This is a genomic window from Cytobacillus gottheilii (assembly GCF_018582665.1).
GTDB classification, from domain to species: domain Bacteria; phylum Bacillota; class Bacilli; order Bacillales; family Cytobacillaceae; genus Cytobacillus; species Cytobacillus gottheilii.
This window is the reverse complement of record NZ_CP071709.1, coordinates 2,438,395-2,464,050: the sequence shown is the minus strand read 5'-3', so window position 1 is coordinate 2,464,050 and position 25,656 is coordinate 2,438,395. Positions and strand designations below refer to the sequence as shown.

The window sequence follows — 25,656 nt, the reverse complement described above, 5'->3', positions numbered from 1 at the left end:
AAAAGGTAAAGACATGGCAGCGAAACACCATTAGTAGCTTCAAACGTAGGAGGATAACCATGAAAGACATCTCACTCATTTATAAGGTAGCTGCAGAGGCAGATGAATACAAACAAATATATGAGTTGAATTACCAGACATTTGTTGAAGAAATACCGCAGCACCAAGAAAATACAGAGAAAAGATTAATTGATAAATTTGATGAAGAAAATACATATATTATCGCAAAAGACGGAGCTGAAGTGGTAGGGATGATTGCTGTTCGTGCAAAACGGCCGTTTTCGCTCGATCATAAGCTTCCAGATATTGATTCATATTTGCCAAAAGAAGCAAGACCCTGTGAAATCAGACTGCTTTCAGTAAAAGAAAAATACCGAAGCACATTCGTATTTTTTCAGCTTTGTGAATTGCTGGTGAGTTATTGCTTAGAAAATCATTATAATCTTGCTCTTATTTCAGGTACTCTTAGACAAACAAAGCTCTATAAACGGATCGGTTTTACTAGTTTTGGTCCGGAAGTTGGGGAGGCAGATGCACGTTTTCAGCCAATGTATCTGACGAAGGAGCGTTTTGAAGAGAATACATTGGCATTTAAAGAGCTTATGAAAAAGAAAAACCCTGAACCATATACATTTCTGCCTGGACCAGTCCCAATGGATGAGGAAGTTACCGCCCATTTGAATAGAATTCCGCTGTCACACCGAGATCGTGAATTTATGGACGCCATTCATCGTGTGAGCAGAACGATATGCCAACTAACGAATGCTAATCATGCTGAGATTGTAGTGGGAACAGGTACACTTGCTAATGATATTGTTGCAGCTCAGCTAAGTAGGATGCCTGGCACAGGATTGATATTGGCAAATGGAGAATTTGGCTTTCGTTTGATCGAACATGCAAGCAGGATGGGGCTGACTTTTGAAACCATTAAAAAAGAATGGAATGTGAATATTGATCTTAGTGAAATCGAAGAAAAGGTAAAAGCGAACAGTGAAATCAGTTGGGTATGGACCGTTCATTGTGAAACATCTACAGGATATTTATATGATATAAATGCTATTCAGGAATTGTGCAAAAAGGTTGGAACAGAGCTATGTGTTGATAGCTGCAGCAGTGTTGGAACCATTCCAGTAAACTTGAAGGACATATATCTTGCTACTGCTGTAAGTGGGAAGGGATTAGGATCATATCCAGGAATAGGTATTATTTTACATAGAGAAAACATTCGGCCGGATGCGTCCATTCCCCGTTATTTAGATTTAGGATTGTATGCAATGTCTGATGGTGTGCCATTTACACATTCTTCTAACTTGTTATTTGCACTTGAAACAGCCTTACATCATCATACAGGCTATGAAAATACGGTACTTGGAAATGAGATAAAAGGTAAATTGATACAATCGGGTCTGCCAGTGCTGGGAGATGAGGAATATTCGCCACATGTAATCACCATAGAGATGCCGGCGGGGATCTCTTCACAGGAATTCGGAGATCGTCTGAAAAAGAAAATGATATTGATAAGTTATGAGAGTAAATATTTACTTGATAGAAATTGGATTCAGGTAGCTATAATGGGTAAACATAATCGTACTTATGCGTTAAGAGCAATAAAAACATTAATCCAGGAATATTTCTTTATCACTTCAGTAAGGCATGAGATCGGATGAAAATAAAAGAGAAGTTACGTTTAACGGTTAATCCTCAGAAGTTAGTACTCTTTGCTCTTATCGTTTTATGGCTGAAAACGGTGATTGTTTCACTGATTGGTTTTAACTTTCATATTCAATCAGCGACAGATATTCTATTAATTTTATTGAACCCAATCGGATCCTTAGTTTTAATATTGTCAGTTTGTCTCCTTTTTAGAAAGAGATTTAATAAGGCGATATTTATTGCCATTAATATCATTATAACGGGGCTATTATATGGTGATTTGCTGTATTACCGATTTTATACTGATTTTGTGACAGTCCCTATTCTATTTCAGTTTAAAAATGTAGGCGGCCTCGGACCAAGTACACTTGAACTAATGAGTTTTTGGGATCTCCTTTTATTTGCTGACCTGGCTGTCATCATTCTTTTGGCGATTAAAATGAAGAACACCGATTCCATCCAATGGCTCTTTATAAAAAAGTTTGTAGTAGCAGGAACGATATTATTTGTTGTTACTGCGGGATTGGCTCTGTTAAAATCACCGTATCTTTTTTCAACAGCATATGACCGGGAACAGATGGTAAAATCGATCGGCCCTTATAATTATCATCTATTTGATATATCGTATGCTGCTTTTTCACCATTAAAAAAAGTACTTGCAACTGAAACAGATACAATCGCGGCAGTAAATTATACAGAAGCAAAAGAAGATGAAGAAACAAGTGTGCAAGGAATAGCCGAGGGAAAGAATGTTGTATTAATTAGCATGGAATCTACACAGAATTTTGTTATTAATCAACAAGTAAATGGCGAAGAAATCACTCCCTTTCTGAATGAACTAATAAAGGAAAGTTACTATTTCAATTCAATCTATGACCAAACGGCACAAGGCAAAACATCTGATTCAGAGTTCATGGTTGATACATCCTTATATCCTTTATCAAGCGGTTCTGTCTTTGTAAGAAAACCATCAAATGTATTTAATGCACTGCCTAAAATCTTAAAAGACAATGGAGGGTATTACAGTGCCGTCCTGCATGGAAATGATGCAGATTTTTGGAACCGCGAAAATATGTATAATGAACTTGGATATGATCGCTTTTTCTCTAAGGTGGATTATGAAGTAAATGAGGAGAATTCAGTAAATTATGGCTTGATGGATATTCCTTTCTTTGAACAAAGTGCAGAATATATTTCTGAACTGCCTCAGCCGTTTTATACAAGACTAATTACATTAACGAATCATTTTCCATTTTTGCTTGATGAAGAAGATCAATTAATATCTGAAGCAGCAACTTCACAAGATGTTGTCAATCGCTATGTGACAACGGTGCGCTATCAGGATGAAGCGATCAGAAGGCTGTTTGATCAGTTCAAAGAATTAGGGTTATATGAGGATACAGTATTTGTCTTATATGGCGATCATTACGGGATATCTGAAAAATATGAAGATGGCGTATTAGAATTACTTGATCTCGAGCCATCACCCGTCCACCATGTTGAACTGCAAAAAGTGCCGGTCATTATCCATGTGCCAGGCCAAGCAGGTAAGGTGTTTTCAAATATTGGCGGGGAGATCGATATCCGTCCGACTCTGCTATCGCTATTAGGTATTACGGATGTTGACACACCTTCATTCGGCCAGAATTTAATGACGCGTGATCATGATCAGCCTGTCATTTTCCGTGACGGATCTTATGTGTCTGATCAGCATATTTATATCAATAATGTCTGCTATGATAAAAAAAGTGGTGAAGAAGCTGAAGAAGGTGCCTGTAATTCTAATTTAGAAAAGGTAAGAGATGAGCTAAATATGTCAGATGAAATTTTAAATGGAGATTTATTGAGGTTTTTAGATTTATAAATAAAAAGGAGGATCGTTTTTGAACGATTCTCCTTTTTATTTTCAGCCGTTTACACTTCTTGAAGGATCTCTTTTGCTGTTTGTTCTGCTCCATTGTCTGCTTTTATTTTAAAATGATAAGTGTTATATATTTTTTGCCGGTCTGTGAAAATGCGGTGAATTTCATTTTCTGTTTTTCCCTGCAGAAGTGGTCTTGAAGGCACTAAAGAATCCAGTCTCTGCTTCCAAACGTCCCAAGAAACCCAAAGGTAAAAGACCGTTCCATTTTCCATGCAAGTATTCCTGATTTCTTCCTGCAGAAAGGCACCTCCACCTAATGAAACGACTTGAATTTCTGTATTGCTGCAAATTCTTTTTACTTGATCAAGTTCAGTACGGCGGAATTCCTGTTCTCCAAATTGCTGAAAAATCTCAGTCGTTTTTAGACCATACCATTTTTCTATTTCTTCATCGACATCTATAAAAGGAACTTTTAGCTCTTTGGCAATTAGTTGTCCCACAGTTGTCTTACCAGAGCCCATAAAACCTGTTAAGATAATTTTTTTATGCATATTAAGCGATGATCCCCATTTCCTTTTGCATTTAAAGAGAATTATAATATAGAAATAATTTGCTGTAAAAATTAAATAGTGTGATAACTCCTTTTTATCTTTCGAATATAATGAAGCTTGTATGTAGATACCTAAAGAAAACGCTCAAAGTATTTATCAATATCTGTATAGATAGGGATCATCAGGGAACATTATAAGAAACGAATATATAGGTGAGTATGTGAAAATTTTAGCTATTGATGGCGGCGGAATACGGGGTATTTTGGCGGTCACCGTCTTAAAAAATATTGAAAAACAATATAAATGTAAGATTGCTGATCTCTTTGATGTCTTTGCCGGAACCAGTACAGGTGCCATTATTGCAGCTGCTGCATCTGTAGGTAAAGAAATGGAAGATGTTTATGATATTTATCTACAGCATGGTGAAAAGATCTTTGAAAGACATGCTACAGTTGGTTTATTTAAAAGCATTTATACAAACCATCATTTACGACAATATTTACAAGATGCCTACGGAGAGACATTGCTATGTGATGTGGAAAAGCCATTGCTTTTACCAGCGGTAGATATTCATAAAGGAAAGCCGTATGTTCATCGCTCACATGTACGCAATCCTGGAGAGAAAAAGGAAGAGATTAAACTGTGGGATGCCGTGCTTTCATCCTGTTCTGCACCGGTTTATTTTCCCCCTAATGAAATGCAAAATAAACTTTTAGCCATTGATGGCGGCATATGGGCAAATAATCCAACATTGGTTACAATCACAGAGGCGCTCAGTTTTTTTCATCAAAAACTTGAAGATATCCATGTTTTATCGATTGGGACTGGACTGCAATCTATTCCTTTTCAGGAAGAGGAAGGCAGAGAATGGGGTGCTCAAAGCTGGCTGCCTTTTCAATTTCCCTCTTTTAGGATGACACCAAAACTTCTTGATCTTGCGCTTCATATTTCTTCAGAAGCCATCTCATATCATTGCCGGCATTTGCTGCATGACCAATATTTACGTCTGAATGCCGAGCTGGAAAAAGAAATGCCATTTGATGATGTGACATTTTCACATGAACTGGCTCTTATGGGAGAAAAGCTATATGAGGAGCAAAAAAAGGATATTGAGGAATTTCTAAAAAAGACATAACGTTTGCAAAATAATACAAAAATGTTATGATAGTGTTGAAAAATGAATACTTCTTACACTAGGGGTGTCTTTTTAAGACTGAGATGGCAGTAATGCCAAACCCTCTGAACCTGATCCTGTTAACACTGGCGTAGGGAAGTGCTATAGATTATATTCTGCTGATCTATACATATTCGCCGCTCGTGTTTTCATGAGCGGCTTTTTGTCTCTATGGAATCATTCCTTTAAGCCAATGGAACAGAAATCGGAATATCTTGATATGGTGTAAAACTTGAAAATTAAAAATCTGCTGGGGGCGCCAAATTGGCTGAGAAGAACCCTTTGAACCTGATCTAGTTAGAACTAGCGTAGGGAAGCAGTTAACATAAGTGCACATGTGCTGTTTGTTAACCGCTTCTGCTATAGGAGCGGTTTTTTATATTGAGGAATAAGCCGTATTCATTCACAAAGTGTGCTGCCGGGAGGGAAGAGATTGGCTTATATAATATGAGGATTCGCACTTATTAAATATTAAGGGGGAAATAAAAAATGATGAACAGTACAAAAAAACTAACCATTATTGCATTTATTGCAGCTATTACGACGGTTTCCAGCAGTCTTATTTACATACCGGTAGGATTTGCAAAAATCTTTCCTATTCAGCATTTTGCTAATGTGCTCTCGGCTGTTTTGCTTGGCCCATGGTATGCAGTGATTCAAGCTTTTCTTTCATCAACTTTAAGAAATATGCTGGGAACAGGCAGTATTTTTGCTTATCCAGGCAGTATGATTGGTGCCTTTTTAGCAGCAATTCTTTTCTCCAAAACTCGTAAACTCAGTTTTGCAGCAGCAGGTGAAGTGGTTGGAACAGGCATATTAGGTGCAATGGCGACCTATCCGATTTCTGTCCTTTTCCTTGGACAGGAAGCAGCGCTATTTGGGTTTGTGCCGGCATTTATCTTCAGCAGCTTTACAGGTGCTTTGATGGGTTACGGATTATTGAAAGTAATGGTGAAAAATAAAGCATTAGGAGGCATTTTACAATGAAAACAGCATTGACGATTGCAGGCTCAGATTCAGGCGGAGGTGCCGGTATTCAAGCGGACTTAAAATCATTTAGCGCAAATGGCGTTTTTGGGATGTCCGTTATTACTGCTATTACAGCTCAAAATACACAGGAAGTTCGTTCTGTACAGGATATAGATGTGAATATTATCAGAGATCAAATAGAAGCTGTATTTGATGATATTACGGTTGATGCCGTAAAAATCGGGATGCTTTCATCTGCAGACACAATTAAAACGGTAACGCAAGGCCTGCAAAAATATGCGCCGTCTCATATTGTGCTTGACCCAGTCATGGTTTCAAAAGGCGGGCATCATTTGCTGAGACAAGAAGCAGTGACTTCTTTAATAGATCACATGCTTCCGCTCGCAACTATTATAACCCCTAATATCCCAGAAGCAGAGGTCATTCTTGGTTATCCTATTTCAAACAAGAAAGACATGGAGAAAGCATGTATGGATATGACAAAACTTGGTGCCAGATCGGTGCTGTTAAAGGGAGGGCATATGGAAGGGGAACCAGATGATTTGTACTATGATGGAACCAATTTTCATTGGATTAGCGGCACGAGAATTGAGACAAAAAATACACATGGAACAGGGTGTACTCTTTCTTCGGCAATTGCTGCTAACCTTGCTCGCGGGTTTGATATGCTTGAAGCGGTGAAGCGAGGAAAATCATATATACATATGGCAATTGAGCATAGCCTTGATATTGGCAACGGTCATGGCCCAACAAACCATTTTTATGATTTATACAGAAAAGCAAAAATGTATCAGGAGGCAGAGAAGACATGGAGCAACTGAGCGTGAATCAAATTTTCAGAGACTTGGAAACTGCAAAACCTTTAATCCATCAAATTACGAATAATGTAACCATTAACGATTGTGCCAATGCAACATTGGCTATTGGTGCATCTCCTGTAATGGCTACAAGTATAGAAGAAGTTGAAGCGATGGCTGGACTTGGAGATGCTCTAGTGATTAATTTTGGTACCATTACAGCTGATATGTACGAATCCATGGTGCTGGCAGGAAAGGCAGCAAACAGAAAAGGGATTCCAGTCGTTTTTGATCCGGTTGGAGTAGGCGCTACTCCATATAGAACCCAAAAGGCAATGGATTATATGAAAAAAGTGAAGGTGGATATTGTAAGAGGGAATGGAACGGAGGTTTACGCACTTATTGGCGGTCAGGCGAATACCCGAGGTGTTGATGCTGGTGAATTATCCTTAACTCATACTGAATTAGCAAAGCTGGCTGCTGAGAAGCTGAATGCAGTTATTGTCATAAGCGGTAAACATGATGCCATATCAGATGGAACTAGAGTGGCAGAAATCGAGAATGGTGATATTTGGTTAACAGCTGTGACTGGCACTGGATGCATGACAACCGCTCTAATTGCTTCTTGTGCAGGTGTTTCTGAGGATTATTTCTCTGCAGCAGTTGTTGGAATGGGCATTATGAGCCTTGCTGGAGAGCGAGCGAGAAGGAAAATTTCAGACGGTGAAGGCATTGGCACGTTTAAAGTAAAGTTAATGGATGAAATCTTCACCATGAATGAAACTGTCTGGGAGAGAGAGGTTATATTGCGATGAAAATGGATTATAGCGTTTATTTGGTAACAGAGGAGTCCCGTGATTTAAAAGATTTGCTTTATATTGTAGAAGAAGCCGTTAAGGGCGGTGCAACCATTGTGCAGCTTCGTGAGAAAACGAGTGAAGGCAAACTATTTTTCGAAAAAGCCTTAAAGTTAAAAAGGCTTTTAGATCAGTACGATGTTCCTCTCATTATAAACGATCGAGTTGATGTAGCTTTAGCTGTTCATGCGGCAGGCATACATGTGGGCCAAACAGATCTCCCTTTAAAAGCGATAAGAGCAATTGTGCCAGATTCCATGATTATAGGTGTTTCTGTTTCAAATCCAGAAGAAGCACAGGCAGCACAGAGAGATGGGGCAGACTATGTAGGTGTTGGCGCTGCATTTCCAACTGCTTCAAAAGGAGATGCAACAGTCCTTCCTCCAGGCATGCTTGAAAAAACAGTTCAATCTGTCACGATTCCAGCTGTTGCAATCGGAGGCATCAATCATGGGAACATCACCCAGCTCAACCATATAAACCTTGCAGGAGCTGCAATCGTTTCAGCGATCATGAATGCGCCTTCTCCACGTGAAGCAGCGGAACAGTTCAGAGAATTGCTGCTCGCCAGAAATGGGCGTAAAGTGGAAACGATCTGAGGAACTCAAAAAATAAAGAAAATATATAATGGAGAGCCAGGAGAAACCGTTCCTCTGGCTCTTTGTCCAATGATTCCTGTATACTAAAGGCTAACAATTGTATGGAGGGATATGAATGAGATTAAAGGATAAAAAAGTCATTGCGCTAGTTGAGAGTGAATTTGAGGATCTAGAGCTATGGTATCCGATTTTACGGCTGCAGGAAGAGGGAGCAACTGTTGATTTAGTCGGGCAAGAGGCAAATAAACAGTATATTGGAAAATATGGCGTCCCTGCGCAATCGGCATATGCTTTTACTGATATCAATGCGGAGGATTATGATGCTATTCTGGTTCCCGGAGGATGGGCGCCAGACAAGCTAAGACGTTATCCGGAAGTGCTGAAGATGGTTCAGCATATGGATGAAAAGAAAAAACCTATTGGACAAATTTGCCATGCAGGCTGGGTGCTTATTTCAGCCAACATTTTACAAGGAAAAAAGGTCACCAGCACACCTGGAATCAAAGATGATATGACAAATGCGGGTGCTATATGGAGTGATGAGGCAGTCGTCACTGACGGCCATATTGTGTCCAGCCGCAGACCGCCAGACTTGCCTCCTTATGTAAAGGCATTTGCGGATGTATTGGCAGAACAAAAATAATCCTAACGTACATTTAATCATATATGACATACATGTAAGGTCTGTTCCTAATTAGAGGAACAGGCTTTTTTTGTGGTAAATGACTGTAGTATTGGTAGGTTTCAAACGTTTGAGCAGGTGAAAAGGTGTTCTCTCAATTTACATCAAAGGCCAAGAAATTTCCTTTCATCGTTTTTTTAAGAAATTCTTAAGATTTTTGCTATCCATTTGTTAAGATTTTTCTAGTAAGATAGGAATTAATTAAAGTAGTGAGAAGGAAGAAGGCTGGACAGAATTATGGCAAACTATAATGTGCTAGTTGTGGATGATGAGAAGGAAATCCGTGATGCAATTGAAATTTATTTAAAAAATGAAGGCATTACGGTGGTAAAAGCAAGCGATGGAGTGGAAGCATTGGAAGTTCTTCAGCACCGCGAAATCCACCTCATAATCTTGGATATCATGATGCCAAGATTAGATGGAATTGGAGCAACATATAAAATTAGAGAAGAAAAGAATATCCCGATTATTATCTTAAGTGCGAAAAGTGAGGATACAGATAAAATCTTAGGACTGCAGGTAGGTGCAGATGACTATGTCACCAAGCCTTTTAATCCAATGGAGCTAGTTGCACGCGTAAAATCCCAGCTGCGCAGATATGTAACCTTTGGGAATTTTGAAGGAGCAAAAAAAGAGATTAACCTAAATGGATTGACATTAAATACAGCTGCAAAGGAAGTCTGTTTGAATGGGGAGTCCATAAAGCTGACACCAATCGAATATAAAATAACAGAGCTGCTGATAACAAATGCAGGCACCGTTTTTTCGATTAATGAAATCTATGAAAAAGTATGGAAAGAACCTTGTTATAACGCAGAAAATACGGTTGCTGTACATATTCGTAAAATTCGTGAAAAGATTGAAATTGATCCGAAAAATCCAAGATATTTAAAGGTGGTGTGGGGCATTGGCTACAAAATGGAAAGGTAAGTTCCTTATCTTTATTTGCTCCATACTGCTAGCTTATGGAACGAGCGGATTATTCACTGCTATATTGTATTCCAATGAATTCTTCCATAAAGACAATTATTTTCAAACCGATGAATTTCAAATGGATTTGGGCGAGTTTGCAGCTCTACTAAATATATATGAATTAAACAATCGCACACTTGAAGAAGCAAAAGAAAATATTATGGTCTCTAAAGAAGACATAGAGGAACATCGATACAGATACGGAGAGCTGCAGGAACAAATTGATAATATTACGATGCAATATGAAGAGCGTATTCAAACGGCATTAAATTCAAATAATCAGAAGGCTGCCGATGCGTATATTGAAGAAAGAGACAATAAGATAAAAGATATCACCCAAAACTTCGAAAGCGATGAATATGTTATACCAAAGGTAAAGGCTGAAAAAGAAGCAAAACTCGAACAATTTTATCAAGAAAAAGAGAGCTTTAAAGAACATTTAACTGATTCTGCTAAAACATTTACCTATTACTTTGAAAACACTGTTACAGGAAAAACGTATACCAATTTAGAAGCTGAAGAGACAGCGGATACTTATTTTACTAGTGAACATACATACTTTTTCACTGATTATACAATTGGTGATGTGATGTCAGACTATTATATGCTGCCGCTTGGAGAGCTGCCAAGAGAGCTAGAACAGGTTGACTACAGCGAATTCAATGGAAAAATTGCTTTAGCCCGTTCTTTGCCAGATCAAAATCAATATATCAATGAAATGCATAAATTTGAAGATTTGCAGATTCTGTTTATTTTACTGGCTGTAACAAGTCTTATTCTGCTGATTCTATCAATCGTAATAATCAAAAAATCGAAGCTTATTACCGCAGAAATTCATCAAATAAAGCACTACTATGAAAAATTCCCAATCGACACTCGTGTGATCCTTTGTATTCTAGCTTTTATCGGTGCATTTATGTCACTGGACTTTATCCATCATAGTACTCGCTACCTATTAGATGATAGCTATTTTCTAAACGAATTAATTGTATCCTTCTTAGGCTATTATATTTGTTTTTCACTCGCCATTATTCAATCCGTTTTTCTCTTTGGCGTGCTGACTAATCCTGCTGCGATTGCGGATGACTGGAAAAAAGGGATCAGCTACCGGCTTCTTTCTATATGCCGCAGAGGGTTCAAGAATCTTAGGGGAAACATTAAAGGTGCCTTCTTAGAACAACCGCTGGGAACACAAGTCATGCTGCTGCTCGGAAGTATTTTCTTTACTGGTCTATGTGCTTTTACGATGATGATTCATCCTCTTTTTATCATCATATATCTTCTTCTATTAGGAATTGTATGCATACCAGCGATCATCATGTTTGTGAGGAATGTCGGTACGCTTCAGCAGCTTGCCAAAAAAACAAACGAGCTGGCACAAGGAAAGCTTGGGGAAGATTTAAATATTCCTGAACAAATAGATTTGGCAAACATGGCGAAGGATTTGAATGCGCTTAGACAGATTGTAAAAGCATCGCAAAAGGAACAAGCCAAAAGTGAACGGCTAAAAACAGAGCTTATTACGAACGTTTCACATGATTTAAGAACGCCTTTAACGTCCATCATCAATTATACAGAACTGCTAAAGTCACAACAGCTATCAGACCAAGAGCGTGACTCGTATCTTGACATTATTGATCAAAAATCAAAGAGACTAAAAGGCTTAATTGAGGATTTATTCGAAGTCTCTAAGATGGCAAGCGGAAACGTCGAGCTTTCTAAAGAAAAGGGAGATTTAGTACAGCTGCTTCATCAGGCGATTGCCGAGTATGATACAGATATACAGAATTCTAACCTCCAGTTCAGACTATCGGTCACGGAAAGCCCCGTATTTGTGCTAGTAGACGGGCAAAAAGTCTGGCGAGTTTTCGATAATTTAATATCAAATATATTGAAATACTCTCTTGAGCATTCACGCGTTTATATATCGCTCATAGAAGAAAGTCATCAGGCTCAGATTATATTTAAAAATATCTCAAAATATGAATTAAACGATGAAAGTGAAGAATTATTTGAGCGTTTTAAAAGAGGAGATACTTCACGGCATACGGAAGGTTCAGGATTAGGACTTGCCATTGCAAAATCAATCATAGATTTGCATGACGGAGAATTAGTCATTGATACAGATGGTGACTTATTTAAAGTTAGCATAGTGCTTCAAAAAGTAAATATATAAAAAAGTAGGGACCATTATGGACGAAGATTATTTCAATGAATTATATGAACGTTATTTTCATCGGCTCTATCACGTTGCCTATCGAATCACTAAAGATCAGCAGCTGGCTGAGGATGCTGTGCATGAAACATATATCAAGGCGATTAAGAAAATACAATGTGTTGAAGATTCAAAAAAGATAGGGGCTTGGTTATCTGTGATTGCTGCAAGAACTGCGATTGATATAATCCGAAAAGAGAAAAAAAGCAATGTAATGTCTATGGAGCATATTCACCTTAAAGCAAGTTCGCTGCAGACGGATCATAATGTTGTCGAAAAGGATGTAGAGGCATCATTATTTAATCAGAATTTATATAAGGCTATTCATCAGCTTTCAGCACATTACCAAACCATTCTGCTATTAAAGCTTCAAAAAGGGTTGAAAGAACAAGAAATCGCTGATATCCTGCATATAAATCAGAATACCGTAAAAACTCGCTTGTATCGGGCTAGACAGAAGCTAAAGATTATAGTCAACAGGTTAGAAACAGCCTAAAAAAAAAGAGGGGATCCCCTCTTTTTTTGTGTTTATGTTTATCTCTTCAATTAAGAGGTAAATGGATTATGTTTCATCCGCTGAAATCCATTCTTGTGACCATTTTTCAACCTCGCGTAAAACAGGCTCTAACGAAATGCCTTTCTCTGTTAAAGAGTACTCAATAATCACCGGGGTTTCAGGGATGACTTTTCGTTTAATAATTCCTTGCTTTTCCATTTCTTTTAACCGCTCTGATAAAACTTTTCCGCTAATGCCTACAGATGTTTGAATCGATCCAAACCGTTTTGGACCAGTGAGAAGCTGATGTATTAACAGAGCCGTCCAGCGTTGGCTTAAAATTGAAATGGCTTTTTCAAAGCGAGGACAAATGTCAGTTTCTTTCATCATTCGTTCACTCCTTATAGCTTTATTATACCATTAAAAAAACAGAAATAAAATTACATTAGATAATAAAGTAACTTGACAATAGTGAATTGATAAAATATACTTGGTTACATAAAGTAACTTGTTGATAGAAAGAATTGAAATATCTTTTATTCAGCAGTTACCTACATCTATGTAACGGATATCCAGCATGAGTTTTTATCGTTTAAAAAAGGGAGGAAATAAAAATGGCAAATTTAAAAATTGGAATTATATTAGGCAGTACTCGTGAAGGAAGAGTAAGTCCGCAGGTTGGTGAATGGGTTAAAGGGATTGCTGATCAGCGCAGTGATGCAGAATATGAAATTGTAGATATTGCAGATTTCAACCTGCCGTTTTTAGGTACCACTAGTGAAGCAGAAGGCATTAAAAAATGGTCGGAAAAACTTACTAGCCTAGATGGATTTGTATTTATTGTTCAAGAATACAACCACAGCATTACAGGTGCTCTTAAAAATGCCTTAGACTTAGCGCGTGATGAATGGCATAACAAAGCAGCAGGTATTGTAAGCTATGGATCAACAGGTGGAGCTCGTGCAGCTGAACATTTGCGTGGCATTCTAGCTGAACTTCAAGTTGCAGATGTTCGCACACATCCAACATTGTCGCTATTTACAGACTTTGAGAACTTCAGTGAATTCAAACCAGCAGATCTTCATCTTGACAATGTGAATACCATGCTAGATCAAGTGAATGCCTGGAGCGGTGCACTTAAAACGTTACGATAATATTTTTTTGATAGCACAAGAGGAAAAAGCAAGGGAGAAGTTTCCCTTGCTTTTTCATATGTTAACAAGCATTTGTAGGATTAATTCAGCAGATAATGTAATAAAACAGGGAAGAAAATTAGGACGGTAAGACTTTGCACAAAGGTAACAGCGATATCCTTTTTCCAAGAATTACGTTTAGGGTAAGAGTTAAAAACTCTTTGAAAAAAAAGAAATATGATCCACCAGAACAGCAGAGTATAAACAATCATACTAGTACTCTCATAAAACAAGTCAGCGCCCCCTCCCAATATTCTCTTTTTATTTATTTTAGCATATATTGCCAATTAGATGTGCGCTATTTTAATTAGACTGAGGAGTTCATTCCATTCATAAGCCTCTGCGACAAAAAATAAGAGGAGTTTTTCCGGTTAAATGCAGAAAAGAGCTCATTTCGGCTTAAATAAGGGGAGATTTTCCGGTTAAACACAGAAAAACACTTGATTTTCAGGATTTTTGATCCAATAGTCGGATTTTATCCGTCTATTTAAGCTATTTTTTGCGCTTTTTTATAAATAAGAGGAATTTCTCCGCTTATCACCTCTCTAGCTTATCCTTCTGCAAGCTAACCAGTTCGTGCTAAACTCTTTTGAATTGCGGCAGTATAGGATCTTCTCGCTAGAAAAAGGTGGACTATATATGAAATATACATGAATCTTATTTCGATTCTATTCGTATACATAATCAATCCCTATATGATTGTATGAAGAATGTGACATCATCATGGTAGAGAGCAAGGCAAGAATAATTGGGAAGAGGGTAACCATAGAACAAGTTAATCTTTAAATATATAACTAATATAAATAAATCAAACTACCGCGGCAGTCTAAAATCACGGATATTCTACATATATTGTTTAAAGGAGTAGTAGTGCGTTTTTCGAATGCTTAAACACTTCTTGTGGTAGAATAAAAGACTAGCTGCAAGGCACTTCTCTTCTGAAGAGCTTTTTTATAAATATTGATTTACGAGTGCACCAGCCAGTCAAGGGAGAGATTAGTGTGGCACAATGGGAGATTGCGATTGATTCACTTTCTAAAATTACAGTTTTATCAAATCCAAATAATGAACCAGTAACCATTATAGGACAAGTAGAGGATCTAAAGTGCATCGGAGTTGGAACAGATGCAGCCGTTTTTCAATTTTTGGATGCACCACAATATGCATATAAGGTTTATGCAAAAGATAAAATTGATAAAGTTAAAGCAGAAGCAGGTGTTTATGAACAGATTGGTGAATCTCCATTTTTCTCCACTTATTATGGTTCAGGGGAGTTTTTCATTGTATTAAGTTATGAAGATGGTAAAACACTTTATGATTGTGTCCTCCAGGGAATTCATATCCCTAACCAAGTTGTAGTTGATGTTGAAAGTGCCAGAGATTTTGTTCGAAGTAAAGGGCTGAATCCTCGAGATATTCATTTAAAAAATATATTGCTGCAAAACGGTAGAGCTAAGATCCTAGATGTATCTGAATATATTCAATCTGGAAATGATTTAAGATGGGAACATTTAAAAAAAGGATATGAAGAATATTATCATCTAATCGATGGAAAATCGGTTCCGTTTTGGGTCGTGGAAACTGTCCGAAAATGGTATCACCAGCAAAATAAATATTTTCCTTTCTTTGACGACTTTATGAAATTAGTTCAAAAACTCAATTTTATGAAATAGAGTTCGCTAATAATAGATGATATTCATAAATGAATAATAGAAAAGCATCGATATTAGCATATTGGTGCTTTTTTACATAGACTATTTGATAAAAGATAGCAAAGATGACAACATATGTTAAGCTGTTAAATATTGTAAATAGGTATCCTTAATCATTCTTCTTTCAATGAAAGAATTATAGGGATGTAGATGCTTAGATGGAATGACTTTGAAAGAATAAGGGGAGCAGAAAAATTGAGCCAAATGCGAGGAATAATACTTGAAGGCTATTCAAATTCAGGTAAAACATCGATTCTAAAAGAATTAAAAAAACTTCATAGTCATGATTATAATAGTGAACGCAGTGTCATTGTGCTTAGTGAACATTATTCGCAAGTATTACACAGGGTTAATGGAGAATTAAAATCACTTAATCAGGTTGAACATCTTAATCTTCTTAACGATAGAGTTAAGATGCTAAAACAATTAAGTGTGTGGGCCAAAGAAGTTGGAGATACACACCGTTCCAAAGGGATTTTTTTCATTCTTGAAAGATTTCATTTGAATCATCGAACGGCCTTCTCCGATTCGTCATTGTATAAAATCAAGCAAATTGAAGTAGAATTGTTTCGGCTTGGTGCTAAGTGTGCTCTTCTAACCATTTCCACCGAAGAAGCTGAGAATAGATTAAAGAGCAGAAAACCGGAACATTGGAAAAGTAAAACAGAAAAAGAAACGCAAATAGAAGTTGATCATCTAATACATACACAGCATATCCTGAGACAACATGCAGATAACTCAATAATTCCTACTCTTGAATTAAACACGGATCAGCAGGATTGGAAAAGATACGCAAAGATCATTTATCCTGGTAATTAGTCAAGAAGCTGTATACATTTAGATAAAATTATTTGAATTTTATGTTAATATAATACTATTAAAGAAAGGTGGGGTTTTTAATGGTACATAATACTGAAATAAAGTTGAACGCGAAATTAAGGGGCGGGCTTTTCGAGTAATTCATAAGGAATGCTCGGAATGTAACTTTATAAGTTGGAGGAGCATTCATGTTAAATAATCAAGGATTCGATTTATGGGCGGATGAGTACGATAAAACTTGTTCAAATTAGTGAAGATAAGAATCAGTATCCTTTTGCAGGCTACAAAAAGATACTAAACGCTATTTATAATGAAATTATGCAGCACAAGCATGCAAAGGTTTTAGACATTGGCATCGGAACTGGCGTACTTTCGAGTAAACTATATGAATATGATCATTTAATTGATGGAATCGACTTTTCACCAAAAATGATCTCAATTGCTCAATCAAAAATGCCTGCCGCGACAATAATAGAATGGGATATTTCAAAGGGTCTTCCTAGAGAAAGAATGAAAAATGAATATGATTTCATTGTCAGCACATACACGCTCCACCACCTGACAGACAATGAAAAAATCACGTTTATAACAGACTTGCTTTCTGTTCTGACTGATAACGGCAAGATCTTAATAGGTGACATCGCTTTTGCCGGCAGGAAAGAACTGGAGCAATGCAAGCAGGATAATCAGCAGAACTGGGATGATGATGAATTCTATTTTGTGTATAACGAAATCAAAACAGCACTGGAGCATATATGCAAATGCGAATTCGAACCCATTTCTCACTGTGGTGGTGTATTTATTATTTCGAAGTAATCTCCAAGGGGGCAGCTATTTTTTAGCTGCTTCTTTTTATGCTGGGTATTTTATTTGAAAAGGAAACGAGTTTTAAAAAAACAATTCTTCTATACCGGTATAGTTTCAGTGATTTAGATCGTTTAAATTATGAACCCTGCTGCTCAGGTTAATCGTCTTTTATATAAGCAGTAATGAAAAGGAGGGAAGTCTGTGGACCTTAAAAGAAAGAAGCATGCTAGTGAGTTCAATAGCATTGTAGAACTATATGTAAATGATATTAGAAAGATCGTTTTTTCATATGTAAAAAACCATCACACAATGGAAGATATAACTCAAGAAGTTTTTCTAACAGCTTATAATAGCTTTCATACTTTTCGAGGTGAGGGTTCCATTAAGAATTGGCTGCTTAAGATCGCAGTCAACAAATCAAAGGATTATTTAAAAAGCTGGCATCACCGAAAGGTTCAAATGACTCATTGGTTTAGTAAGGAAGAACAATCAAACGAAGATACTGAAGAAACTGTCATTAGCACACTAAGAGATCAAGAACTAGCCAATAGCATTATGCAGCTACCAGTTAAATACCGCGAAATTATTATTCTTTATTATTATCAAGAATTGGATACGAATGAAATTAGCAGCCTTTTAGAATTGAACGTTAATACAGTTAAGACAAGGTTAATTCGGAGCAGAGATCTGTTAAAAAGGAGGCTTGATATTTAATGGATAGTCATAGCAAGAATGTGAAAAAAGCTCTTAATACACATGTATTTAACGAGCTGGATTTGAGTCAGACTGAAATAGAACAGTTTGCTGAAATGATTTCAAAAAAATCAAAACAGACAAAGAAAGAAAAGAAACGTTTTAAAATCCTTTTACCAGCTGCTGCAGTATTATTTCTCGTTTTTTTAACAGGTATTCTTCTAAATTTGTTCATATCTGAGTCGGAAAATCAAACAGCTTCCATTGAAGAGAAAGCTGAACTTATTTATGGAGAGCCCATTGTTATTCCGGAAATAGAAGGGTTTGACATTCTATTTTCTGCTATTACGATGCTTCCTGCTCAAAAGGATCAACCTTCAAACTTAACGATCTCCTATGGGAAAGAAAAAGGTGAATTAGATTCTAATTTTAACAATGAACAGAAGCGGAAATCATGGGAAGAACAGCAGAATAGTATTCTGCTCCATGGTCCATATACGGGTGAAAACGTCATTAGTATCCAATATAGAAAAGGTACGGTAGAACTTGGGGGCGGGACTGGTGAAAGAAAGATCATGAACGGAATGGCAGTTCATTATGAATATTTACAAAGAGATGCTGGGGATTTTGTGATAGCGGTCATTAATTCAGATCAGAGCAGCTATAGCGTGGAAATGTTCATTACAAATCGTTTTACCTTAGAAGATTCAGATAAAATTCTAGAAGAAATAACAAAGCAGTTGCAAAATCAATAAGTTAATTTTAGGGCATTAATATTCAAGGGGTCTGGGACATAAGTATTTAACACTCTAATAGAACCGAATGCTGAGGAAGTCATCTTTCTAATCATTCGGTTTTTTTATGATTATAAAATATGTTTTATTAACATGGGTGAAATGGAGCGGAGGACACTCGACTCCTGTGGGCAATAGAGGAAAAGGTGAGACCCCGCAGGAGCTTGCTCCGAGTAGGCTCAGCTTCCTCCCCACGGAAAGCGAGGTCTGCAGCGCAATGGAACGGACTTGTTTAAATACCCAAATCATGATATTGAATATTCGTGTTTTAGAAAGATTAATTTTGTTTTGTCCCAGCGTCTTTTTTATAGTAAAATACTATATTTAAATAATTTTAAGAAAATTCTGTAAATTATATTGACAGTCTTTTTTATTTGTCTTACAATTTGAAAAAATGACAAATATGTGAAAGGAGGGGTTAGCATGGATGAAAAAGCTAGTAAGCTAAAAATGCAATCCGTAAAAAGAAAAACGTTATCTGATCAGGTAATTGATCAAATTATAGACCTATTGTTGACTGGAAAGCTGCACCCCGGCGATAAACTTCCGACAGAAATGGAATTAATGGAAATGCTCTTTGTCAGCAGACCTGTATTAAGAGAGGCACTTAGTTCTCTTGAAACCATTGGAATCATTCACCGGAAAACGAGGGAAGGGACATTCCTGTCAGATAAAATTGGAAGTCAGCCTTACCGAATAATGTTAGCGCTTGCAGCAGGGGATATTAAGGCCATTTTAGAAACGCGTTTTACACAAGAGTTAGGATTGGTCTCTCTGGCGGCTGAAAAGATCTCTGAACTCGAGCTAAAGAAGCTCAAAGAAACCATACACATAATGGAAACATCAGATGGGGATTACTCAGAAGCTGATCGCGAATTTCACCGGATCATTGCGTGCAGTGCCAGTAATTATATGACAGAGGGATTAATTGATCCATTGCTTAACATGTACGATACGATTTTAGCAAACATTTCTACTGAAAATCGAAACAAGGAAATCACTCTTCAGCAGCACAAAGATATTTATAATGCCTTAGAAAAAAGGGATCCCATTCAATCTTACTTAAGCATGTACAAACACCTTGATTATGTAAGGAAAAAAACGTTAAAAAATATAAATGAATAGAGAGGGAGAGATTGCATGGAAAAGACGAGGAAAGCTCCAACAGGGATTTTAGGTTTCCCTGTTACGCCATTTAATGAAAGCGGAAACATTGATGAATCAGCATTAGCCCGAAATATACATTTTTTGCTTGAGGAAGGGTTAGAAGCCATTTTTATTTCTTGTGGAGCTGGGGAATATAACTCTCTTAGCTATAAAGAATTTGAAGCTACTGTCGAATTGGCGGTGTCAGAAGTTAATGGCAAGGTTCCGGTTTATACCGGAATAGGCGGAAATTTATCAGAGTCATTAGAAAAGGCTGAAATATCAGCTAAACACAATGCTGATGGGTATCTTATTTTACCTCCATATCTAATTGAAGGCGAGCAAGATGGTATATATGAATACTTTAAAACCATTTTACACAGTACAGATTTAGGGGCAATTGTATACCAGCGGGCCAATGCTGTTTTACAGCTGGAAAGTTTACAGAAGCTAGTGGAAATCCCTCAACTAATTGGGGTGAAAGATGGCGTTGGCAATATGGATCTGAATGTGGAACTAACTCAGGCTATTGGCAATAAAATTGGCTGGCTAAATGGAATGCCAATGGCAGAAGTATGCCACCCAGCTTATATGCCTTTAGGATTTGATTCTTACTCCTCTGCGATATCAAACTATATTCCGCATATCTCAAGATTGTTTTACGAAGCAATGCTCAGCAATGACCTGCAGCTCGTTCAAGACCTCTACCAAGATGTAATTCTGCCAATCAATCAAATTCGCAAACAAAGAAAAGGCTATGCTATAGCACTAATTAAAGCAGGCATGGAAATTGCAGGACTGCCAGTGACGAAATCTGTTAGACCGCCAGTGACACAAGTGGAAAAAGAACATTTCGATCAATTAGAAAAAATTATTAAAATCGCATTTGATAAGTATCCAAAAAATACGAAAACAATTGCTTAGGGGATGTTTACAACTGCCCATTGAGCTTGAAATATAGGAGGGATAAGCAGTGACAGTTCAAACAGAGCAGCAGCATTATTTAAATTACATTAATGGAAAATGGAGATCTTCAAGTACAAATGATGTGATTAAAATCAGCAATCCAGCCAATGTGGATGATGTAGTTGGATTCGTTCAGAGCTCAACAGCAGAAGATCTGAATGGCGCAGTAGAAGCTGCCAAATCGGCTCAAAAAAAATGGAAGAAACTATCTGGTGACCAAAGAGGACGATATCTTTATAAAGCTGCTGATATCCTTGAATCCAGATTAGAAGAAGTAGCAGTGTGTATGACACGAGAAATGGGAAAAACATTGCCGGAAGCGAAAGGGGAAACAGCTCGAGGAGTTGCCATTCTTCGTTATTATGCTGGAGAAGGGATGAGGAAGATTGGAGATGTAATTCCTTCAACAGACAGCGGGGCACTAATGTTTACCACGCGAGTTCCATTAGGCGTTGTAGGCGTTATTACACCATGGAACTTCCCAGTGGCAATTCCAATCTGGAAGATGGCCCCTGCATTAATTTATGGCAACTCGGTTGTAATCAAGCCGGCAACGGAGACAGCAATAACCTGTGCTAAAGTCATTGAATGTTTTGCTGAAGCTGGCTTCCCTGAAGGTGTCATTAATCTAGTAACAGGCTCTGGTTCTGTAATTGGGCAAGGATTAGCAGAGCATCCAGATGTAAACGGTATAACTTTTACAGGATCTAATGCTGTAGGCAAGAAAATTGGTCAAACCGTTTTCTCCCGCGGGGGAAAGTACCAGCTTGAGATGGGCGGGAAAAACCCTGTGATCGTAGCGGCTGACGCAGATCTTGATCTGGCAGTTGAAGCAACGGTAAGCGGCGGATTACGATCAACTGGCCAAAAGTGTACAGCAACAAGCAGGGTAATTGTTGAAAGTGAGATTTATGAAGTGTTTAAGGAAAAACTTGTTGCCAAAGTAAATGAAATCACAGTAGGAGACGGGCAGGAAGATGGAACATGGATGGGCCCAAGTGCGAACGCAGGACAATTGCAGACGGTGCTGTCATACATTCATAAGGGCAAAGCAGAAGGAGCAGAATTGCTTTGCGGAGGTGAAAGATTGACAGGATCAAAATATGACAAAGGTTACTTTGTACAGCCGACTGTGTTTGACTCTGTTACTGCCAATATGACCATTGCTCAAGAAGAGATTTTTGGTCCTGTATTAGCTTTAATGAAGGTAGATTCTCTAAAAGAAGCATTAGATCTTGCCAACGATGTGCAATATGGATTAAGTGCGTCCATTTTTACAACGAATATCCAAAAAATGCTAACCTTTATTGAAGAAATGGATGCTGGACTTGTCAGAATAAATGCTGAGAGTGCCGGAGTTGAACTGCAGGCTCCTTTTGGAGGTATGAAGCAATCCAGCTCGCATTCCCGTGAACAAGGTCAGGCAGCGATTGAATTTTACACTTCAATAAAAACAGTTTTTGTAAAATGAATCAAGTAAAGGGGGATCTACCCCCCTTTTAAATAAAACATCTTTGTAAGCGCTTTATAACGTTGGTGAAGGTAACAGCAGACAAAAATATAGTTTAGGGGTGTGTTTATGAAGAAATTATTATTTGTCTTGGCAGCAGGTTTACTTGTATTAACAACAGCGTGCGGAAATCAAGCAGGAGGAACAGATGCAGAAACGCGTAATGATGGAACAGTTGATTTGTCTAGAGTCAGAGTGCTGATTGGTTCTACTTCTACTGGTGGAGATACCTATCAGATTGCGGATTTAATCAGCAGAAATGTTGAAGAGCCGTTAGATACAAATATCAAAGTAGATGCAGTAGGAAGTGAAAGAGCTTTTAATGAGTTAACAAAAGCAAAAAGTGATGGCAGCGAAGTTATGTTCTTTCATGATATGGCCTATTTAGGAGTCGAATATGGCAGCTTTGGTGATGAACATGAGTTAGAGAACTGGAAGATTGGTCCAGTAGTCGCTACAAACCCTGGGAATGCCTTTTTAGCGAAAGCAGACGCTCCATACAATACAATGGCAGAATCAGCTCAATGGCTAAAGGATAATCCTGATGAAATGATTACCGTTGCCATCGAAGCTGGAGGAGTATCACAAATTGGCTTTGATGGGTACTACCTGTGGGCAAAAGAAGAGTTTGGCCAGGATGTGGCAGATCGTATTAAGGTTTACGTAACAGGTTCACAAAAAGACAAGGATCAGGCTTTATGGGATGGCAACGTTGATATTATTCACGGCTCAATCGGAGCAAATAATGAATACACAAAAGACGGTGTAGAAGAAAAGATTAAAATGAAGTTTCTTGGACTGACTGCCGGAGAACGGGTAGATGGTTACGATATTCCAACATTTGCTGAACAGGGCATCAAAGTAGATGGAAAAGAATTTATTTTCGACAAAGAATTTTTCTTTATCCTGCCTAAGGACATTGATGAACATTTTGTAGATGCACTGGATCAGGCAGTTGCAGCAGCCGTCGAAAATGAAAATTATCAAAATGACTTATTGAAGAATGCATATGTAGCCAACTACGTATCGGCAGAAGAAGCAGAGGAGTATTTGCTCGAAAAAAGAGAAACATTGCGATACATCATAAGTAATGCGCCAAGCCTGGATGATATTGCATTGTAATTGCACTCTCTTGTAAGGCTGTCTAAGCAGGGCAGCCTTGCTATTCTACTAACCGTTTATTAAGGAAGGTGATTGATTTGAAAGACCTCCTAACGATTGATATGACCTTTAGTGAGTATCATCTGATCTTTCCAAGAATAGTGCTAGGGATATTGGTGATCCTCTTAATCGTGCTTCTTCTCACTCACTTAGCAAAGAGACTTAAAGATCGAAACTTTACATTCAAACCAAAGTTTTTTAAGGAAGGCTATGATAAAAAGAAATTCTTTGGCACTATTATCTTACTGGTAAGCTATGTATTTCTACTGGAGATTATCGGGTTTTTAGCATCAAGTATCCTGTTTATGTTTCTCATCATGCTTTTATTTATTGGAAATATGAAGCGAAAATCCATTATATTTTCTGTCTTAAACTCTGTGGTGACATCCTTTGCGATTTGGTATTTGTTTGGGACAGTGTTTAATATTACTTTACCGTAAAGGATGGTGAGCTTTAAATGGATCTATTGGAATTCTTTACACCTATGACGATTCTGCTTTGTTTTGCAGGTGTCTTTGTTGGTATTATCTTTGGTGCAATTCCCGGTATGACAGCTACAATGGCAATTGCCATTTTTCTGCCAATCACCTATACACTAGATATGATTGATTCCATTGCATTATTGCTGGGCTTATATGTCGGCGGAATCAGCGGCGGCTTAGTACCTGCCATTCTATTAAATATTCCTGGTACGCCTTCATCCCTCTGTACGACCTTTGATGGATATCCGATGACACAGAAAGGGGAAGGAGAGAAAGCTTTAAAAGTTGGAATTACCGCATCATTAATTGGCGGGCTCATCAGTTTACTGATCTTGTATCTTTTTACGCCTGTATTAGCATCTGTGGCTATAAAATTTTCATCGGTAGAAAAATTTCTGATCATTGTTTTTGCTTTAACAGTGATTGCTTCTATTTCCAAAGGGAGTTTGATCGGCGGAATTTTCAGCGGTTTCTTGGGCGTGTATATCAGTTTAATTGGGACATTTGCAGATAATTATGAAATGCGCCTTGTACCTCCTGGTCTGGAAGATGACTTATTGCATGGCTTTTCCTTATTGCCTGCATTAATTGGCTTGTTTGCGATCACTCAGATTTTAGATGAAGCGGAAGATGGCATGAAGGTTTCTGCTCACCAAAAAATAAAGTTTCAAAAAGATAAAGAAAAAAAGTTTTCTTTTAAACTATTTAATAATCAAAAAATCAATACGATCCGATCATCGCTTATTGGCACATTTATCGGAATATTGCCAGGTGTTGGCGGAAGTGCTGCTTCGATCACAGCCTATTCACAAGCAAAAAATTTCTCGAAAAATCCTAAGAAATTAGGAAGCGGAGAGCCTGAAGGTCTGATTGCCAGTGAAGCATCCAATAATGGATTAACTGGCGGCGCTTTAATTCCGCTGCTGTCAATGGGGATACCAGGTGACAGTACAACTGCTGTCTTGGTTGGAGCATTTTTATTACAAGGTATTCAAGTTGGTCCATTATTCATAAGCTCAAATCCTGAATTGTGGGATGGCATTATTTATGGATTGCTCATTGCAAATGTGTTTATGTTCCTTTTAATGTTTTTCAGCATCAAATACTTTTCGAAAATTATCTATATACCTAAATCAGTCATCTATCCGATCATCATTGTTATGTGTGTCGTTGGCTCATATGCGATTAATAATGGTGTGCTGTTTGATGTGTGGACACTGTTATTGTTTGGTTTGGCAGGTTATGTGTTTGTGAAAATTGGCATTCAGGTAATCCCTTTCCTAATTGGCTTTATCTTAGGAAAAGATTTGGAAAAGTATTTTATCGATAGCTTAAAGTCGAGCAGCGGCGACCTAACCATTTTCTTTACAAAAGGACCGATTGCATTTGTAATATGGGCTCTAATCCTTGGTTCGCTTATCTATGCTTATCTGGATTACCGTAAAAACAAACGTGCAGAGGCAGATGATTCTATCACCTTTTCAAATTAAGCTGATTTAAATAGAGTAGGAGAGTGATCCAGA

The 25,656-nt window shown here is 37.7% G+C and carries 25 protein-coding genes and 2 riboswitches; of the genes, 23 read left to right on the top strand and 2 right to left on the bottom strand.

Annotated features, from left to right (window positions below; genetic code table 11):
* Nucleotides 1–59: 59 nt before the first annotated feature.
* Together J1899_RS12140 and J1899_RS12135 are read left to right on the top strand one after the other, a co-directional pair.
* Complete coding sequence (locus J1899_RS12140) at nucleotides 60–1,667, top strand: aminotransferase class V-fold PLP-dependent enzyme (protein ID WP_214473977.1); 1,608 nt, start codon at nucleotides 60–62, stop codon at nucleotides 1,665–1,667.
* Complete coding sequence (locus tag J1899_RS12135; protein ID WP_214473973.1) at nucleotides 1,664–3,517, top strand: LTA synthase family protein; 1,854 nt, start codon at nucleotides 1,664–1,666, stop codon at nucleotides 3,515–3,517. Before J1899_RS12140 ends, J1899_RS12135 begins: the two co-directional genes overlap by 4 nt.
* A 50-nt stretch (nucleotides 3,518–3,567) precedes the next feature.
* Here J1899_RS12135 and J1899_RS12130 read toward each other — a convergent pair whose 3' ends face one another.
* Entirely contained in the window at nucleotides 3,568–4,068 is a 501-nt protein-coding gene (locus J1899_RS12130) for a shikimate kinase (protein WP_214473970.1), read from the bottom strand.
* A 220-nt stretch (nucleotides 4,069–4,288) separates the two neighbouring features.
* Here J1899_RS12130 and J1899_RS12125 point away from each other — a divergent pair, with 220 nt between their 5' ends.
* From J1899_RS12125 to J1899_RS12085, 9 genes are all read left to right on the top strand, one after another.
* Nucleotides 4,289–5,203 carry a CBASS cGAMP-activated phospholipase gene (locus tag J1899_RS12125; RefSeq protein ID WP_214473968.1) on the top strand — a complete coding sequence of 305 codons (915 nt, stop codon included), beginning with the start codon at nucleotides 4,289–4,291 and terminating at the stop codon, nucleotides 5,201–5,203.
* Nucleotides 5,204–5,253: 50 nt separating this feature from the next.
* A riboswitch (TPP riboswitch) is annotated at nucleotides 5,254–5,357 on the top strand.
* Between the two features lie 127 nt (nucleotides 5,358–5,484).
* Nucleotides 5,485–5,574, top strand: a riboswitch (TPP riboswitch).
* Between the two features lie 160 nt (nucleotides 5,575–5,734).
* Entirely contained in the window at nucleotides 5,735–6,229 is a 495-nt protein-coding gene (thiW, locus tag J1899_RS12120; protein WP_214478825.1) for an energy coupling factor transporter S component ThiW, read from the top strand.
* On the top strand, nucleotides 6,226–7,053 hold the full coding sequence (gene thiD, locus J1899_RS12115) for a bifunctional hydroxymethylpyrimidine kinase/phosphomethylpyrimidine kinase (protein WP_214473966.1): 828 nt from the start codon (nucleotides 6,226–6,228) through the stop codon (nucleotides 7,051–7,053). Before thiW ends, thiD begins: the two co-directional genes overlap by 4 nt.
* Nucleotides 7,041–7,844, top strand: coding sequence for a hydroxyethylthiazole kinase (gene thiM, locus J1899_RS12110; RefSeq protein ID WP_214473964.1), 804 nt, complete (start codon nucleotides 7,041–7,043; stop codon nucleotides 7,842–7,844). The genes thiD and thiM overlap by 13 nt, the downstream gene beginning before the upstream one ends.
* Nucleotides 7,841–8,485, top strand: coding sequence for a thiamine phosphate synthase (gene thiE / locus J1899_RS12105; protein WP_214473963.1), 645 nt, complete (start codon nucleotides 7,841–7,843; stop codon nucleotides 8,483–8,485). Before thiM ends, thiE begins: the two co-directional genes overlap by 4 nt.
* 115 nt (nucleotides 8,486–8,600) lie before the next feature.
* The gene (locus J1899_RS12100; protein ID WP_214473962.1) at nucleotides 8,601–9,128 is read left to right on the top strand and encodes a type 1 glutamine amidotransferase domain-containing protein; all 528 of its coding nucleotides are present in this window, start codon (nucleotides 8,601–8,603) and stop codon (nucleotides 9,126–9,128) included.
* A 276-nt stretch (nucleotides 9,129–9,404) separates the two neighbouring features.
* A complete protein-coding gene (locus tag J1899_RS12095) occupies nucleotides 9,405–10,097 on the top strand; it encodes a response regulator transcription factor (protein WP_080846000.1) in 693 nt (230 codons plus the stop codon).
* The gene (locus J1899_RS12090) at nucleotides 10,075–12,315 is read left to right on the top strand and encodes a sensor histidine kinase (protein ID WP_246586470.1); all 2,241 of its coding nucleotides are present in this window, start codon (nucleotides 10,075–10,077) and stop codon (nucleotides 12,313–12,315) included. The genes J1899_RS12095 and J1899_RS12090 overlap by 23 nt, the downstream gene beginning before the upstream one ends.
* A gap of 16 nt (nucleotides 12,316–12,331) precedes the next feature.
* Nucleotides 12,332–12,850 carry an RNA polymerase sigma factor gene (locus tag J1899_RS12085; RefSeq protein WP_214473961.1) on the top strand — a complete coding sequence of 173 codons (519 nt, stop codon included), beginning with the start codon at nucleotides 12,332–12,334 and terminating at the stop codon, nucleotides 12,848–12,850.
* 66 nt (nucleotides 12,851–12,916) lie between these two features.
* Here the strand turns inward: J1899_RS12085 and J1899_RS12080 are convergent, their stop codons facing one another.
* A complete protein-coding gene (locus J1899_RS12080) occupies nucleotides 12,917–13,237 on the bottom strand; it encodes a winged helix-turn-helix transcriptional regulator (protein WP_066451593.1) in 321 nt (106 codons plus the stop codon).
* Nucleotides 13,238–13,464: 227 nt separating this feature from the next.
* Between J1899_RS12080 and J1899_RS12075 the strand changes: the two genes are divergently transcribed.
* The 12 genes from J1899_RS12075 (at nucleotide 13,465) to J1899_RS12020 (ending at nucleotide 25,623) form a co-directional block, all read left to right on the top strand.
* Nucleotides 13,465–14,004 (top strand): NADPH-dependent FMN reductase, encoded by a 540-nt coding sequence (locus J1899_RS12075; RefSeq protein WP_214473960.1) that lies wholly within the window; start codon nucleotides 13,465–13,467, stop codon nucleotides 14,002–14,004.
* 1,040 nt (nucleotides 14,005–15,044) lie between these two features.
* Nucleotides 15,045–15,716 (top strand): serine/threonine-protein kinase, encoded by a 672-nt coding sequence (locus J1899_RS12070; protein ID WP_214473959.1) that lies wholly within the window; start codon nucleotides 15,045–15,047, stop codon nucleotides 15,714–15,716.
* Between the two features lie 243 nt (nucleotides 15,717–15,959).
* Nucleotides 15,960–16,574, top strand: a complete 615-nt coding sequence (locus J1899_RS12065; RefSeq protein WP_246586710.1) for a TniB family NTP-binding protein — start codon at nucleotides 15,960–15,962, stop codon at nucleotides 16,572–16,574.
* Nucleotides 16,575–16,796: 222 nt separating this feature from the next.
* A complete protein-coding gene (locus J1899_RS12060) occupies nucleotides 16,797–17,390 on the top strand; it encodes a class I SAM-dependent methyltransferase (RefSeq protein ID WP_246586469.1) in 594 nt (197 codons plus the stop codon).
* Nucleotides 17,391–17,582: 192 nt separating this feature from the next.
* On the top strand, nucleotides 17,583–18,095 hold the full coding sequence (locus J1899_RS12055) for a sigma-70 family RNA polymerase sigma factor (RefSeq protein ID WP_214473950.1): 513 nt from the start codon (nucleotides 17,583–17,585) through the stop codon (nucleotides 18,093–18,095).
* Nucleotides 18,095–18,829, top strand: coding sequence for a hypothetical protein (locus tag J1899_RS12050; protein WP_214473948.1), 735 nt, complete (start codon nucleotides 18,095–18,097; stop codon nucleotides 18,827–18,829). Before J1899_RS12055 ends, J1899_RS12050 begins: the two co-directional genes overlap by 1 nt.
* A gap of 462 nt (nucleotides 18,830–19,291) precedes the next feature.
* Nucleotides 19,292–19,993, top strand: coding sequence for a FadR/GntR family transcriptional regulator (locus J1899_RS12045; RefSeq protein ID WP_214473946.1), 702 nt, complete (start codon nucleotides 19,292–19,294; stop codon nucleotides 19,991–19,993).
* A gap of 15 nt (nucleotides 19,994–20,008) precedes the next feature.
* The gene (gene kdgD / locus J1899_RS12040; RefSeq protein ID WP_214473944.1) at nucleotides 20,009–20,938 is read left to right on the top strand and encodes a 5-dehydro-4-deoxyglucarate dehydratase; all 930 of its coding nucleotides are present in this window, start codon (nucleotides 20,009–20,011) and stop codon (nucleotides 20,936–20,938) included.
* Between the two features lie 49 nt (nucleotides 20,939–20,987).
* Nucleotides 20,988–22,451: an alpha-ketoglutaric semialdehyde dehydrogenase GucD gene (gene gucD, locus J1899_RS12035; RefSeq protein ID WP_214473942.1), complete on the top strand. Its 1,464-nt coding sequence runs from the start codon at nucleotides 20,988–20,990 to the stop codon at nucleotides 22,449–22,451.
* A gap of 108 nt (nucleotides 22,452–22,559) precedes the next feature.
* Entirely contained in the window at nucleotides 22,560–23,612 is a 1,053-nt protein-coding gene (locus J1899_RS12030) for a tripartite tricarboxylate transporter substrate-binding protein (protein WP_214473940.1), read from the top strand.
* A 77-nt stretch (nucleotides 23,613–23,689) separates the two neighbouring features.
* Nucleotides 23,690–24,091, top strand: a complete 402-nt coding sequence (locus tag J1899_RS12025) for a tripartite tricarboxylate transporter TctB family protein (protein WP_214473938.1) — start codon at nucleotides 23,690–23,692, stop codon at nucleotides 24,089–24,091.
* A gap of 17 nt (nucleotides 24,092–24,108) precedes the next feature.
* On the top strand, nucleotides 24,109–25,623 hold the full coding sequence (locus tag J1899_RS12020) for a tripartite tricarboxylate transporter permease (protein ID WP_214473936.1): 1,515 nt from the start codon (nucleotides 24,109–24,111) through the stop codon (nucleotides 25,621–25,623).
* The last annotated feature ends 33 nt before the right edge of the window (nucleotides 25,624–25,656 follow it).